The sequence below is a fragment of the Sunxiuqinia sp. sy24 genome, from assembly GCF_052677165.1.
In genome coordinates this window covers 121193-136321 of sequence record NZ_JBQYLH010000008.1, presented here as the reverse complement: position 1 = coordinate 136321, position 15129 = coordinate 121193, and the positions used below count along the sequence as shown (strand labels likewise).

Genomic DNA, 15129 nt, shown 5'->3' with positions numbered 1-15129 from the left:
TATATTCCTTAAATTAGTCATCAAAACAATTAACCTCATGAATACGAAACACTTCACGTTAATTTTTCTGATCGCTTTTTTTGGGGCTTGCAACCAACCACAAAACCTTTTCAACGGCAAAAACCTCGACGGTTGGCATATGGACGTACCGGCTATGGATAGTAATCCGGACACCCTTGCTCCATTTATTGTGCGCGATGGTTTATTGGTTAGTCTGGGCGACCCTCGCGGACACCTGATAAGCAATGCTGAATATTCAAATTACCAATTAGAGATCGAATACCGCTTTGCAGGAGAACCCGGAAATTGTGGCTTATTGGTTCATGCTTCTACTCCGCGGGCTTTATACAACATGTTTCCTCAATCGCTCGAAGTGCAGATGCAACACGGCGATGCCGGAGATTTCTGGTGCATTGTTGAAGATATAGCGGTTACTGATATGGAAAATCGAAGAGGGCCAAAAGAAAACTGGGGAATTACGGAGGGAAAAGAGCGCCGGATTAAAAACCTGACCAATGACTCGGAACACCCCTTAGGCGATTGGAACCACATGACCATCGAGTGCAGAGGAGATAGCATCCGGGTTTGGGTGAACGGAGACCTGGTTAACGAAGGATACAACTGCACCGCCCAAAAGGGGCAGCTGGCGCTGCAGGCCGAAGGCGCCGAAGTTGAATTCAGAAAGCTAACATTACGCTCGCTCGACTAGCACAAAATAGCAATCAGCCAATCGTACTTCCTTACTCTTTTGTTTAGCCATGCCGATATGTGTCATCTTTGTACGATTTAAATGACTGAAACGTCCAAGCTCTTATGCTTCTCATTTCCTTTGCCGAAGTGACATTTAGATAACAATTACGACAGCAGGAAACATTGTTTCTATAGAATGTATTTCCTCCAACCTTAAATTCATATTAAGATTTAAAAAGCAATTCCCCATAATATACCTTCTGCAGCTACTTTACTTCAAATCCCTAATAATCTAGCTGTCTGAGATAATCACCTCCTCTTCGAATGAAAATGGGGATGAAAAAAGAAGGTTTAGCTTAGATCGCCACACATCTCCACTTAGTGAATTCGTTTGTCAAACTGGTCATTTTTTATACTTTTGTCCTACAGAAACAATCCCCAACGAATTCTACTTATAATTATTATAAAAATCATTTTTATTTACACTAGTTATGGAGATATCATTTAAGTCAGCAGTAAGGTTAAGTGCCTTACTATTATGTCTTTTTGCGTTTAGTTTTTCAAGTCAGGCACAAGAAAAGGAATCCTACTTTAAAGTAGGTGGAGCCGTACGATTCAATGTGTTTTCAAAAAGCTGGGTAGACAGCAAAACTCAACCTGAATTCACCTGGGATACTTGGCGTTTAAACGTGGATGGCTCGGCTGGAGGAATCGACATGAGCTTCGAATACCGGTTTTACCCAACCTTCGCCACCCATTTCATCCACCATGGTTATTTTGGCTATGAAATTAACGACGATTTATACGTGAAGTTAGGAGTTAACCAAGTACCCTTCGGTATTACCAAATTTGCATCGCATTCATGGTGGTTTCAAGGTCAATACTACGTTGGACTGGAAGACGATTACGACATGGGAATCAAATTTGATTACAAAGGGATTGATAAGCTCGACCTGAGTTTTGCATACTACCGCCAGCCAGAGCCCGAAGGGCCTACAGCAGGAGGTGCTGTAACTTATGGAAACTCAGGACCGGGACGTTATTCATATGACATTATTCCCGGTTCAGGAAAAATTGGTTCGTCCACAGTAGACGCCCACATTCGTGAATTAAACCAAGTAAATGTGCGTGCTGCTTACCACATCAGTGAGCAGGTTGAAGTTGGACTTTCCGGACAAGTAGGCGGAATTTACAACAGTGTACTGGATGAAGCTGAAACAAGTACTGCCTTTGCCGCCCACGTGTTGGCTGACTGGGGAAAAGGCTGGAACTTTAAAGGAACCTACATCAACTACAACTACAAAGCCAAGGCCGATAACGGTCAATCACTTGATATCGTTCAAATGGGGGCTTATGGCTCACCATATGATGTGGCATCAAAAGCCAACGCTTATGCTGTTGGTATTGCAAAAAGCTTTCCGGTCGATTTGGGCCCAATCAGCAGCATTCAAGCCTATGTGGACTATACGCTTATCGATAAAGTCAATGAAGACTATGCCGATATGCACCACCTGATTCCTGGAGTTTTGATTTCTGCCGGACCGCTTTACACGTACATCGATTATGCCATGGGGAAAAACCAGCCTTGGTTGAATGACCCCTTCGGAAAAGGCTTAGGTGTTGGCGAAGCCGATGCAGAATGGATGAAGCGTCTTAACATCAACTTTGGATACTATTTCTAAAAGAAAAACATGGAAAAAATTAAAATTGAAAAACTCTCGCTGGTTTTCGGAAAGGGCAAAGCAAAAGCTCTGAAGATGCTGGATCAAGGCAAAAGCAAAGCTGAAATTCTGGATGCTACCGGATGTAATGTGGCTGTGCGCGATGCCAATCTGACCATCAACGAGGGCGAAATATTCGTAATTATGGGGCTCTCAGGGAGTGGGAAATCAACCCTACTCCGCTGCATTAATCGATTGATTAACCCGACAACGGGTAAAGTCTTTGTGAATAATGAAGAGATTACCACCATGACCGACAAAGAATTGTTGAACATCCGTCGTACGGAGCTGGCCATGGTCTTTCAGCACTTTGGCCTACTGCCCCACCGCACGGTGCTCAGCAATGTTGCCTTCGGTCTCGAGCTGCAAGGTATTGAGCGAACCGAGCGCGACAAGAAAGCCGAAGAAACCATCGAACTGGTTGGACTAAAAGGCTACGAAAATCAAAAAGTAAGTGAACTGTCGGGCGGTATGCAGCAACGTGTCGGACTGGCACGTGGACTAGCCAATGCGCCGGAAGTATTACTGATGGATGAGGCCTTTTCAGCCCTCGACCCGCTGATTCGCTCGCAAATGCAGGACGAACTGCTGTTACTGCAAGAAAAGATGCAGAAAACGATTCTTTTCATTACGCACGATTTGGAAGAAGCGATCAAGCTGGGCGACCGTATTGCCATCATGAAAGATGGAGAGATCGTTCAGGTAGGTACTTCTGAAGAAATCATCACCAATCCGGCCGATGACTATGTGGCATCGTTTGTTGAAAATGTGGATCGGAGTAAAATTGTTACTGCCGGATCTATCATGTTTAAAAAGCCCAAGGTAGCCCGCCTCAAGAAAGATGGTCCAGCAGTGGTTTTACGCACGATGCGCGACTTAGGATTAACTTCCATGCCGGTCGTTCGTACCAATCGTACATTCCTTGGTTTCGTGAAAATTGAAGACGTGGTTGACCTCAAAAAGAAAGAAGTTAAAACCATCGAAACTATTATTCGCGACTCCGTGATGACCGTTAATCCGGATACCATTGTGGAAGATATGCTTCCGCTGCTAAGTAAAACGAACCTGCCCATACCGGTTGTCAACGAAGAAAATCACCTGCTGGGTGTGGTTTCTCCAACCTCACTTATTGCTGAAACAACCGGAAAGGATAAAGGAGAAATTAATGAAATCATCCAAAAGGCAATTGAATTATGATTATAGGACAATATATTGAAAGCGGTGTAAACTGGCTAACGGATAATTTCTCAGGTCTTTTTGATGGAATTAACACAGGCATGAGCTCGCTGATTGAACTGATTGAAGCCCTATGGACCGGACTGCCATTTTACGTAACCATTGCCCTGTTTACCGCATTGGCATTATGGAAGGCAGGACGTAAGAATGCTATCCTGACCCTCGTCGGACTGGTATTTATCTACTTCACCGGCTTCTGGGAAGAAACCATGCAAACCTTCTCTCTGGTATTGGCATCAGCTATTATTGCGCTGGCTATTGGTATTCCATTAGGTATTTGGAGTGCAAAAAACAAAACAGCCAACAGCATTATCAGACCCATTCTGGACTTTATGCAGACCATGCCGGCCTTTGTTTACCTGATTCCAGCCGTGTTGTTTTTCGGCTTAGGAACCGTGCCTGGCGCATTTGCAACCATCATCTTTGCCATGCCTCCAGTGGTTCGACTCACCTCATTGGGCATCCAGCAAGTCCCCGAAGACATTGTTGAAGCCACCAAAGCTTTTGGTGCGACCCCACAACAGTTACTTGTAAAAGTGCAGTTGCCATTGGCCATGCCGACGATTTTGGCCGGAGTAAACCAAACGATTATGATGTCGCTATCCATGGTGGTTATCGCCAGCATGATTGGCGCCAAAGGACTGGGTGAAATTGTTCTTCAAGGAATCAGTCAATTACGCATTGGTCTAGGATTTGAAAGTGGACTGGCAGTTGTTCTGCTGGCGATCATCCTCGACCGTATCACACAAAATTTAGGTAAAAACCCAAAAAAGAAATAATATGAAACGAACAAGTTTATTAGGATTCATCCTTGTTTTTGCAATTTTCTTAACAAGTTGTACAGGCGGAAAAAAGAATAGCGCCGACGAAGAAACCAACAAAGAAGTTACCATTGCAATGGTAAACTGGATTGAGTGTATTGCGAATACTCACCTGGCCAAAGTAGTACTGGAAGAAAGAGGGTATGATGTTGAGTTGATCAACGCAGACGTAGCCCCTGTTTTTGCAGCCGTTGCCAAAGGCGATGCCGATTTGTTTATGGAAGTGTGGGAACCGATTACTCACAAAAGTTACATCGAAAAATTTGGCGCTAAAGTTGAGCATCTTGGAACAGTATACAAAGACGGCCGTCTAGGTTTGGTTGTTCCTCAGTATGTTGAAATCAACTCGATTGACGAGCTGAACAGCGTAAAAGAAAAATTCGATGGAAAGATCATTGGAATCAACCCAGGAGCCGGAATTATGGGAATCACCGAAAATGTGATTAAAGACTATGAGCTGGACTTGGAGTTGGTTACTTCGAGCGAAGCCGGTATGTTGGCCTCACTGAAAAGAGCTTACGACAAAGGCGAGTGGATTGCCGTAACCGGATGGAAACCTCACACTAAATTTGCACGCTACGACCTGAAGATCCTGGAAGATCCAAAAGGCGTAATGGGAGAAGTTGAAACCATTTCGGTAATTGCAACCAAAGGATGGGCTAAAGCCAACCCCGAATTGGCACCTTTCTTTAAAAACTTCCAACTGAATGATGACCTGCTGGGAACCTTAATGGTAGCCATTGAAAGCAATCCAGGAAGCGAAGACGAAGCTGCATTGGCTTGGTATAACGAACACAAAGAATTGGTTGATAGCTGGTTTGAAAAATAAGCCTACCTTACCATTACAAGAAATAAGAAAGCCTCGCGTAGCGGGGCTTTTTTTATGCCTTCCGGTTCATTCGCGCTAAAATAACCACCTCCGCTAGCAAAGAGATTTTACTTTATACCATCCATAATTACCAGGAGTAAGCCAGCTATTTTTGTCTAATCTTCAGCTTACGTATCAGTAATTCTTTGTGGCTTGAAATACATCGTATCACTTCTCATTTTTTTCGAGATGTATAATAAAGAAATGACTACCTATTTTCATACAACATAGGCATCCCCTAAATAAAAGATCGCCAGCTCATAGTCCCCAGCCATATACCAACATCTCCATAAGCTATTTCTTTCTTAAATTAGCCTGAAAATAAACCTCTAACCACAAAAACAGGCTTAGGTAATTGCTTAAACATTTATCTACGTCAAAAGATAATAATGAAATAAGGCATAGACAAACCTCTATTAATAAAACTAATTTAAAGAAAGCTATAGATGTTTATTCAAAACAAAAAACAAGCTTAGGCAAAGCTATAAACGTTTATATACGAGTCAATTCTACTTTTTTTATTGTAAATAAAAACTGCAAGATCTTTTTTAAGCTATAAATAGCTTATACATAATTACTTAATGCTAAAGAACATCCTATTCCAATAATGTGAGATAATGATATTTATTGTAACTCACTGAAGTTGACGAACTCATGGTTATGTTCTTCCTCTAATTAAAAAAAGGAAAATACAGCAACCAACAACATGCATTGAATTAGAAAGCAACTTATGATTAAAAAACTAATCTATCAAAGTCGCACAACTGAAGTTAGCGCTGCTCGTTCGCGCATGATTGGCATGTACCAACATGCCGGTCTGACCAGCGACAAGCACCTATCAACCATTTTTGGCAGCCTGGAAACCCTTTCCAACAGTCTTATTGCAGCTATCAGGCGTGTAAAAACCGAATCGGAACTGACCGAATTAGACAAAATCCGCGACGGGCATATCCGTTCGCGACACTACCTGGTGCTGGGCTTGGTTCATCACCCTGATCCACCGATTAACGGCGCAGCATCAATCGTTTACGAGGTACTGAATCATTATGGGCTATCGGCTATTACTACAGAAAGCTATGCGTCAGAATCGGCCTTAATTCATTCGCTCCAAGGCGATTTGGCGCAAGCCAGGATACAAGAAGCCGGGGCTAAGCTATCGGGCTTTGAACAATGTGTAGCGCAGCTTGCCGGTTCGCAAGCCAATTTTGAGGCGGGCCGCATTGCTTATGACGCCGAAAAGGCCCGCGAAGCAACAGAAGCAAATGCAACTACCCTCAAGTTTCAAGCTATTGAATTGGTCAACCAAAAGCTGGTAAGTTACCTTCGGACCATGCAAGAGGTCGATAAAGCCACCTACAGCAACTTCATCAGTAGCATTGCCGAGATTATTGAACCCACCAACAAAGCGGTGAAACGACGCCGAAAAAGAGGCGGAACCCGCAGCTTAAAGCTTGCGGTTGTGCACGGTTAAATGAATAGTTTGCAGAGCGAGAAATACGCTGGGGTTAAGAGAGGATTTGCCTGGTTAGTCCTGCAAATACTTTTTGAGCAATTGAAGCAAGCAAATGCGGTCTGGACCAAAGCGCCTGAGTGTTAAGAATGCTGCGACATCCAACTCAAAACGGATAACACCGCACTGGCAATTGCCAACACCCCCACCTCACCGTTAGACGAAAAACGAACAGGCTGGAAAGAAAATACAGCCTGCCACTGGCAAGCATTGGCGAATAAATCAATTCAATACCTTGTTTTCACCGTCACTCAACCTTCCAGAATCAGTTTCTTAAGCGTTTCAATCCACCGCGGATGATCGTTCAGACTTTCCACCAGCTGTATCTTCTCGCCACCGTGTTCCTCAAACAACTCCTGATATTCAACGCCAATCTCTACCGTCGTTTCCAGGCAATCGGCCACAAATGCCGGGGCTACAAACAAAATTCGCTTCACCCCTTCCTTGGCTTTCTGAATCACCAATTGATCAGAAAAAGGTTTGAGCCAGTTTTTAGTCAGGCGCGACTGAAAAGAAACTGAATAATCTTCCGGTTTCAGATTGAGTGATTTAGCCAGCAAACGCGTGGTTTCGTAGCAAGTTGCCTTGTAACAATATTTGCCATGCTCCGGAAGCGCCTGCTCGCAGGTACATTCGGTTGACGCAATTTCGGGGTGCACCTTATCGACCTGCCGGTTGGGCAAGCCGTGATACGAAAATACGATGTGATCGTAGCTCTCCAGCCTATACTCCTTAATGCGTTCGGTAAATGCCTTGATAAAAGTCGGATTATCGTAAAACTGGCTCACAAAACGAAGCTCTGGTACGACGGTCCAACGGGCAATTTCCTTCGACACAAACTGGGCTATTGTGCCGGTGGTAGACGAAGCATACTGCGGGAAAACCGGAATGACAATTAGGCGACCAAAGCGCTGGTCGCGCACCTTATGCAGCACTTTGCGCAAATGCGGATTCTGGTAGCGCATGGCCGCGAACACCTGAAAGTCATCACCCAAAGCCTCTTGCAATTTATCCCTGTTCTTTAGCGCATTCACCAGCAGGGGCGAACCTTCGGGGGTCCAAAGCATTTGATAAAGTTTGGTCGACTTAGGTGCCCGAAACGGAACAATTATCAAATTGACCAGCAATTTTTGTGGAATCAGTGGCAAGTCAATCACCCGCCGGTCGTTCAAAAACTCGAATAGATACCGACGTACGGCCGGCACTTTGGGTTCATCGGGCGTACCGACATTTACCAGTAAAACTGCTGTTCTTTTTGAGTTATCCATGGTTTGTATTCTAGTTAGTCAATTAGGTGATATGAATCCAGTCAATATCCTTTTTCAGCAAATTCAAGGTTGCTTCCTCCGGTGATCCTTTTTCAGCCTGAAAGTCGTAGGTCCAGGAAGCCATGGGCGGCATGCTTAAAAAGATCGATTCGGTGCGACCATTCGATTCCAATCCGAACTTGGTTCCGCGATCGTACAAGAGGTTAAATTCCACATAGCGGCCTCTTCGCAGATCTTGCCAACGTTTCTCTTCCTTCGTGCATTCCTTATCACGATTCAAGGTCAACAGCTCAGTATAAATACGCGGATACGCTTTAGCCAACGCCTGCGTAAAAGCATAGAATTTCTGAAAGCCAGCATCACTGGAGCCATCCTGATGGTCGAAGAAAATACCACCAACGCCCCGTGTCTCCTTGCGATGTTGCAGATAGAAATACGTATCGGCCCATTGCTTATAGTTCGGATAAAAATCCGCGTCATACTGATCGCACAGGTTCTTCAGCTCCTGATGAAACCAGCGAGCTTGCTGCTTATTCACATAGTGTGGCGTTAAATCAATTCCACCACCAAACCATGCTTTTCCTGAACTAAGTTGAAAATAGCGCACATTCATATGGGTGATGGGTGCATGTGGATTTCTGGGGTGAATGATAGATGAAATTCCGGTAGCAAAATACGCTTCGCCTTCGTCAATACGAAGGGCTTTTCGCATTCGTTCGCTCACCTTTCCCCTCACTGCCGAGAAGTTTACGGCAGCCTTTTCAATAGCATCACCCTGGTCCAATACCATGGTGTAACCATATCCAATTTCGTTTTCCCAATGATCGGTTTTAAACACAGCGTGGCCATCGGCTGTCTCCAGTTCAGTACAAATTTGTTGTTGAATTTTCCGGTAGATGGAAGCTACTTGATCATTTCTCATGTTGGTTTTTTATTTGAGCTACCCAACCGATTCGGCCAATTGACGTCCTTGCTTCATCCGGTCGGCCATACCAATGCCATCGCGAATATTTCCTCCCAGCAACAAACCGGGATAGCTGGCTTCGACCGAATCAATAGCCTCCAGACGTTCAGCTGACTCAAAACCGTATTGCGGAATAGCATGCTGATAACGATTAATAACCAACAAATCGGGTTGCCATTTTGTTAAGCCCAACATGCTTTTTAGCTCTTTTTCAACCAACGCTTTAATTTCATCATCCGGCAAATCAACGAGTTCCGATTTCCGAACACCCCCTAAAAAAGTGGACAACAAAGCGCCACCTTCCGGTGCACGGCCTTTCAAAAAAGAAGATAAGAACAAAACGCCTAACACATCGCGATTCTCATGGAAAGGAATTAACCCTCCAAAAGCTTTGACAGGAATACCTTCCCACTGGTTAAAACCAACGGAAACCTGCACCACACGGGCATAAGGCATGGCTTCAATTTTCTCAAGTTTTTCTGAAGGCAGAAATGGGAACAAAGCACGCAAAGCAAATCCACCTACCGTCGAAATCATCTGGTCGAATTCGCCAAGCTCTTCTGCCCCATTCAGAAGCTGGTATTTATCTCCAGCCTGAGCAACCTTTAAATTCATAAGGTTCAAATGAATACGATCCTCGCCAATCGCATTAGCCAATGCATTGATCAGCGATGACAAACCACCCTTCATAGAGAAAACTTCTTTAGTAGCTTTTTTATCCCAATCGCTTTTAGGCTCTTTGGCTTTTTTAATCGATCCGCCAATGAAACTACCATAGGTTTGCTCCAAGTTATACAGCTTGGGCAAAGCATACTTCACCACCAATTTGGCCGGATCGCCAGAGTAAATACCCAAAATGAACGGATCAATCGCATATTTCAGGAAGCTCTCCCCCATACGGCGGCGAACCAACTCAGCAAGGGTTTCATTCGGGTTGGTTCCGGGCTTGCGAAAAGGCTCACCCAAAATTCGAAACTTGTCGTACCACGAAAATAAGGGCGTTGTAATTCCGCCCATCAATCCGGAAGGCAAGGCTTGCCAGCGATCGCCTTTCCATATCCATCGGTATTTGGCATCTTCATCGGCAATCTCCAACTGGCAGGCATCACCCAATTCTTCAATTAAAGCAGCAGCTTCAGGCTGTCCGAGCACCCCGGTACTGGGGCCGTTCTCATAAAGAAAACCATCTTTCTCTACGGATTGAATGACCCCACCAACCTGGTCGTCCCGTTCAAAAATCTGAACATCTATTCCTTTCTTCTGAAGGTAATAAGCCGTGGTTAAGCCGGTCAGGCCGGCACCAATGACTGCTACTTTTTTACTCATCGTATTTTAATTTTCTTTTCATTCATAAGCTACCATACCTTTCGTCTTGCTACTGCGAACTTGGGCCGAGGCAAACAATGCGCTATCCCTTTTACACTGACTTGGAGAATTTCTGGATGCTTCCTTCCAAGCGAATGTCAAACACAGCAGCAACGTTGCGGAGCACAAACCGGCCGAGGTTGGTAATCACAATCTCATCTGTGGTGTACGACAACAGATCGTCCTTGACAAATTCATCCAGCTTACTTTCTTCAAAGTTCAATAGTGCTTTCAGTGCATCCACTTCTATATTGAATTGGCTGGCCACCTGCTTCCACGACAAATATTGGTTGCACATCACTTCGTTGATGATCTGCCGGATAATTTTATCAGTTTCCGAAAGTACATACCCTTTTACCACCTGAATCTCGTCGGCATTGATCGAATCAACATACTCTTTTACCGTTCGCGCGTTTTGCGCATAAACATTCTCCAACTGGCTGATGCCGGTTACACCAAAGGCATACACTTGTCCGGTTGTTTCACGTGTGCAATACCCTTGGAAGTTCCGATGCAGCGAACGATTCTTCAGCGCAATGGCCATGTCATCATCAGGCTTGGCGTAATGATCTAAACCAATTGGCACATAACCTGCTCCAGTCATCTTCGCCCAGGCCACCTCGAACATTTTCACCTTTTCTTCCGGCTCGGGCAAACCGTACGATTCAAGCTTTTGCTGCGCTTTTTTCACCCATGGCACGTGCGCATAGGAGAAGGTAACCAGTCGATCGGGATCAATGGCTACAGCCTCCTCCATGGTCTTTTCAAACGATTCAGCTGTCTGATAAGGCAATCCATAGATGAAATCAAGGTTGACCGAAACACCCGGATGCTTCCGAATCATAGCCACTAAGTCAACAATGGGAGTTTCCGGTACTTCGCGGTGCACGGCATTCAGCACTTTCTCCTGAAAATCCTGAACGCCCAGGCTAATACGGGTAAAGCCAAAGGAGGCCAAATCACGAATATATGCTTCATCCAGGTGAGCAGGATTGCATTCGATGGCTATTTCAGGTTTATCAATAAACTGATAGTTAGACGTAAAAATCGCCATGATTTCACCAATATATTTCGACGGCAAGACATTGGGCGTTCCTCCCCCCCAGTGAATTTGCGATATCTTACGATTCTTGTCAATCAACTTTCCCAGTATGTGAATTTCCTTCTTCAGGGCCTCCACATACATTTTCATCATATCCTGATCTTTAGTGATGTGCGTATTGCATCCACAATACAAACACAACTGTGTACAAAACGGAATATGCAGATAAATGGAAATATTCTCGGGCTGGGTGTGATTCGACTCTACCACCGCCTTTAAATAATCGGCTGTTGTAAAGTTATCTTCAAAGAAATTAGCGGGCGGATAACTGGTATAACGCGGTACCGGAACATTATACTTATCGATCAATGCTTGAGGTATTCTCATGTGTTTCGAATTGTTTGTTTTTAGCTTATTGGTGCCAATCTGACTAGCAGACCGGACACATGCCAACCGCCCTATCTCGGAGGATACGACTGGTTGTAAATTTTATTCTATGCGAAAATAGCAGAACGATGTGTAAAACAAGCTTTCAAATGTCAGTTTTCAGAATTGTATTTGTGATAATCGGTGACAAAAGAAAAACTTATTGGTCAACGAAAATAAGCATAAAAAATTCAGAACCGGAATAAAAAAAGGGATATTCAGCAAGCACCATCCAGCTTTTCTGATCTTTTTATAACTATCAATCCCATCAACAAGTAGCAACTACTTCTCCTTGGCATCCTGTTTTCAAATCTCTATTCACCCTTGAGAGGGAACTCGGAAACGATTAAATTATCCATATAAACCTAAAAATTCAAGCTAAATGAATAGTCTTATGTGTAAATTTATGACATCGTTCAGCTTCTTATTCGAAGATTAAAAGTAATTTGGCTCTAATTAAAAAAATTAAAGATGAATAAATATAGCTTAACACTGTTCGCTATTTTTCTTGTTCTGAATGGCCTGGCACAAGAAAACAAAAGCAAAGGAAAAGTTGAAGTTTACGAAAAAGGCAAAGGCTATTACTACGAATCGATTCTGAAGGATGTGAATGCGGTGAATGAAGAATTGAAAGAAGAAGCTCCTTTCGTCAAGTTCAATATGGATCAATCGGATTTGCATCTTCCCAATGATCCCTCGCTTTATGAAACCGTTTGGTGTCACAAAACCGAGTCGCAAGGAAACGCAGGAACATGCTGGTCGTTTTCAACCACCTCTTTCTATGAGTCCGAAATATTAAGACAGACCGGTAAAAAAGTGGCCTTATCCGAAATCTATACCGTTTATTGGGAATATGTTGAAAAAGCCCGTCGATACATTGAGAAACGCGGTGAATCTTTGTTTGATGAAGGTTCAGAAGGCAATGCGGTTGCGCGAATCATGAACCACTATGGCGTTGTTCCCGAATCAGTTTATACCGGTTTGCTTCACGATCGAAAATTCCACACCCATGCCAAAATGATGGAGGAAATGCGCGGCTTTCTGGAATCGATGAAACAATCAAATGCCTGGAATGTCGCCTATGGGGTGGAAACCATTAAATCGATCATGAATCACTACATTGGCGAACCACCGGTAGAGTTTACGGTCGAAGGAAAAACCTACACCCCCGAAACGTACATGACCGACTATCTGCAACTGAACCCCAACGATTTTGTAGAAATTTTGTCGTACAAACAAGAGCCCTACTGGCAGCAAGTCGAGTATAAAGTACCGGACAACTGGTGGGATAGCGAGGACTATTACAATGTACCGCTGGATGTTTACATGGAAATCATCAAGAAGGCCATTAAAGATGGCTATTCTATGAGCATTGGAGGCGATGTTTCGGAAACCGGATTTAGCCGCAAAACCAATTGCGCCATGATTCCTGACTACGACATCCCATCGGAATACATTAATGAAGATGCGCGTCAGTTCCGCTTTTCGAACGAAACAACTACCGATGACCATGGTATGCACCTGGTTGGCATTTTGGAGAACTACAAGGATAGCGGCAAAGATTGGTATTTGATTAAGGACTCCAGTTCGGGCTCGCGGAATGTGGGTAAAGAAGATGCTAAGTTTGGCTATTATTTCTTCCATGAAGATTACATCAAACTAAAAATGATGGGATTCACCATCCATAAAGATGCGGTAAAAGCCATTCTGAAAAAATTTGACTAATGCCTTTTTCGACAGTGCAAGAAACTTGAAGCTCCCTCGATTGGGGGCTTTTTTTATGCCTTGCAGGAAAGAAAAAAACTCAAAACCTGGCAAGAAATACGCAACAAGGGAGTTCCGTTTAAAACACATACTCCTTGCTCTCTGTCTACATTGAATTCAGCTTGTTTAAAAAAATCCATAAGACTGATGTTCTATTTTGTTGAATTTATTATTTTCAGGGCTGCAAAAATTCAAGGGAAAGGATCACCACTTCCTGTTCAAAATAATTTTCATAAAAACCAGACTTAATAAATTTAGAATGATGGAAAAGAAATCAACCCTAGCCATTTCAATGATTAAAACATTCGTTCCAATTCTTGTACTTATTCTAAGTTTCACATCCTGTAAAAAGGAAAAAACAGCGAATAGCCCTATTTACAAGAAAGATTACAAACAAGCAATTTTAGACAGTCGACAAGAACTAGGTGCACATCTGATGAGCAGTTTTACGCCCGGAGCCTCTGTATCCGTATCCATTGATGGCGAATTCGTGTGGTCCGAAGGATTGGGCTTAGCCAATAAAGAATTAAAAGCTCCGGTACAACGCAACACCAAATTCCGCATTGGAAATAGCTCGCAGCTGTTTACAGCTTACCTGATTGCCAAAATGCAAGAGGAAGGTCAGCTCGATATCGACAGTAGCTTTTATGCCTATATTCCGGAATTCCCAAAGAAACAGGAGGATTTTACCATTCAAATGCTGGTCCGGCAAACAGCTGGCTTCGCCGAAAGCTCTAAAAGAGAACTAATTCAGCAAGATGACAAGATCAGAACCCTGAAGGATTACGTTAAACTTCACCAAAACGATTCGTTGGTTTATAAGCCCGACAGCTATTCGTTACAGTCAAATTACAGTTTGGCACTGCTTGGGATTTTAGCCGAAGACATCAGTCAAAAAAGGTTTTCAGAATTGATGCACGAAACAATTATTGATACACTTCAATTAGAGAATACCCAATTGGACAACACCATGGCAATTATTGAAAACCGAAGCAATACCTACGACCGTGATTATATTGCCCGGCTGATTAATGCACCCGAGGTAAACCTAAGCCCGATGGCTCCGGCCATTGGATTCTTGTCAACAGCTGACGACCTGAATCTGGCCGCTCAACAACTTTTAAGTCCCGGATTTTTCAGTGAGGAGACGCTCAAGCTATTTTATGAGCCCTATCAATTGAGCTCCGGACAGCAGTTAAACACGAGCTTCGGCTGGCTGGTCATTACCGACCGCGAAGGACGCAAAGTAATTGGACAAGCTGGAAGTACCACTGGAGGAGCTTCGGCCATAGCGGTTTATCCCGAGCATAAATTGGTGATTACCCTGTGTGCCAACGTAGGAACTGATTTTGAAGAGCTGCCGGTAATGCAAATCGCCCAGCACTTTCTGGATATTATAGATCCCAAAGAACAAGAATAACTGAAATAAGAACCGGGGCAACCCGGTTTTTTTG

The 15129-nt window shown here is 43.8% G+C and carries 12 protein-coding genes; 8 read left to right on the top strand and 4 right to left on the bottom strand.

Annotation, left to right across the window (positions count from 1 at the left end; genetic code table 11):
* Positions 1–37 precede the first annotated feature (37 nt).
* From ACUNWA_RS09060 to ACUNWA_RS09035, 6 genes are all read left to right on the top strand, one after another.
* On the top strand, positions 38–709 hold the full coding sequence (locus tag ACUNWA_RS09060) for a 3-keto-disaccharide hydrolase (protein ID WP_445591577.1): 672 nt from the start codon (positions 38–40) through the stop codon (positions 707–709).
* 472 nt (positions 710–1181) lie between these two features.
* Positions 1182–2372, top strand: coding sequence for a hypothetical protein (locus ACUNWA_RS09055; protein ID WP_445591576.1), 1191 nt, complete (start codon positions 1182–1184; stop codon positions 2370–2372).
* A gap of 9 nt (positions 2373–2381) precedes the next feature.
* Positions 2382–3608 carry a quaternary amine ABC transporter ATP-binding protein gene (locus ACUNWA_RS09050; protein ID WP_445591575.1) on the top strand — a complete coding sequence of 409 codons (1227 nt, stop codon included), beginning with the start codon at positions 2382–2384 and terminating at the stop codon, positions 3606–3608.
* Entirely contained in the window at positions 3605–4426 is an 822-nt protein-coding gene (locus ACUNWA_RS09045; protein ID WP_445591574.1) for an ABC transporter permease, read from the top strand. The genes ACUNWA_RS09050 and ACUNWA_RS09045 overlap by 4 nt, the downstream gene beginning before the upstream one ends.
* A gap of 1 nt (position 4427) precedes the next feature.
* Complete coding sequence (locus tag ACUNWA_RS09040) at positions 4428–5297, top strand: glycine betaine ABC transporter substrate-binding protein (RefSeq protein WP_445591573.1); 870 nt, start codon at positions 4428–4430, stop codon at positions 5295–5297.
* Between the two features lie 769 nt (positions 5298–6066).
* A complete protein-coding gene (locus ACUNWA_RS09035) occupies positions 6067–6807 on the top strand; it encodes a DUF6261 family protein (protein ID WP_445591572.1) in 741 nt (246 codons plus the stop codon).
* 290 nt (positions 6808–7097) lie between these two features.
* On the opposite strand, the gene hemH is transcribed toward ACUNWA_RS09035, so the two are convergent.
* From hemH to hemN, 4 genes are all read right to left on the bottom strand, one after another.
* Positions 7098–8114 carry a ferrochelatase gene (hemH, locus tag ACUNWA_RS09030; protein ID WP_445591571.1) on the bottom strand — a complete coding sequence of 339 codons (1017 nt, stop codon included), beginning with the start codon at positions 8112–8114 and terminating at the stop codon, positions 7098–7100.
* A gap of 22 nt (positions 8115–8136) precedes the next feature.
* Positions 8137–9036 carry an oxygen-dependent coproporphyrinogen oxidase gene (gene hemF / locus ACUNWA_RS09025; protein WP_445591570.1) on the bottom strand — a complete coding sequence of 300 codons (900 nt, stop codon included), beginning with the start codon at positions 9034–9036 and terminating at the stop codon, positions 8137–8139.
* A gap of 18 nt (positions 9037–9054) precedes the next feature.
* The gene (gene hemG / locus ACUNWA_RS09020; protein WP_445591569.1) at positions 9055–10404 is read right to left on the bottom strand and encodes a protoporphyrinogen oxidase; all 1350 of its coding nucleotides are present in this window, start codon (positions 10402–10404) and stop codon (positions 9055–9057) included.
* A 91-nt stretch (positions 10405–10495) separates the two neighbouring features.
* Entirely contained in the window at positions 10496–11872 is a 1377-nt protein-coding gene (gene hemN / locus ACUNWA_RS09015; protein ID WP_445591568.1) for an oxygen-independent coproporphyrinogen III oxidase, read from the bottom strand.
* A gap of 510 nt (positions 11873–12382) precedes the next feature.
* On the opposite strand from hemN, the gene ACUNWA_RS09010 reads away from it, so the two are divergent.
* Both ACUNWA_RS09010 and ACUNWA_RS09005 read left to right on the top strand, forming a co-directional pair.
* A complete protein-coding gene (locus ACUNWA_RS09010) occupies positions 12383–13636 on the top strand; it encodes a C1 family peptidase (protein WP_445591567.1) in 1254 nt (417 codons plus the stop codon).
* A 298-nt stretch (positions 13637–13934) separates the two neighbouring features.
* A complete protein-coding gene (locus tag ACUNWA_RS09005; protein WP_445591566.1) occupies positions 13935–15095 on the top strand; it encodes a serine hydrolase domain-containing protein in 1161 nt (386 codons plus the stop codon).
* Positions 15096–15129: the final 34 nt, after the last annotated feature.

Coding starts and splice junctions, on each gene's coding strand:
- hemH (WP_445591571.1), bottom strand. CDS start 8,114: ATGGATAACTCAAAAAGAACAGCAGTTTTACTGGTAAATGTCGGTACG.
- ACUNWA_RS09055 (WP_445591576.1), top strand. CDS start 1,182: ATGGAGATATCATTTAAGTCAGCAGTAAGGTTAAGTGCCTTACTATTA.
- ACUNWA_RS09060 (WP_445591577.1), top strand. CDS start 38: ATGAATACGAAACACTTCACGTTAATTTTTCTGATCGCTTTTTTTGGG.
- hemN (WP_445591568.1), bottom strand. CDS start 11,872: ATGAGAATACCTCAAGCATTGATCGATAAGTATAATGTTCCGGTACCG.
- ACUNWA_RS09040 (WP_445591573.1), top strand. CDS start 4,428: ATGAAACGAACAAGTTTATTAGGATTCATCCTTGTTTTTGCAATTTTC.
- ACUNWA_RS09010 (WP_445591567.1), top strand. CDS start 12,383: ATGAATAAATATAGCTTAACACTGTTCGCTATTTTTCTTGTTCTGAAT.
- ACUNWA_RS09035 (WP_445591572.1), top strand. CDS start 6,067: ATGATTAAAAAACTAATCTATCAAAGTCGCACAACTGAAGTTAGCGCT.
- hemF (WP_445591570.1), bottom strand. CDS start 9,036: ATGAGAAATGATCAAGTAGCTTCCATCTACCGGAAAATTCAACAACAA.
- ACUNWA_RS09005 (WP_445591566.1), top strand. CDS start 13,935: ATGATGGAAAAGAAATCAACCCTAGCCATTTCAATGATTAAAACATTC.
- ACUNWA_RS09045 (WP_445591574.1), top strand. CDS start 3,605: ATGATTATAGGACAATATATTGAAAGCGGTGTAAACTGGCTAACGGAT.
- ACUNWA_RS09050 (WP_445591575.1), top strand. CDS start 2,382: ATGGAAAAAATTAAAATTGAAAAACTCTCGCTGGTTTTCGGAAAGGGC.
- hemG (WP_445591569.1), bottom strand. CDS start 10,404: ATGAGTAAAAAAGTAGCAGTCATTGGTGCCGGCCTGACCGGCTTAACC.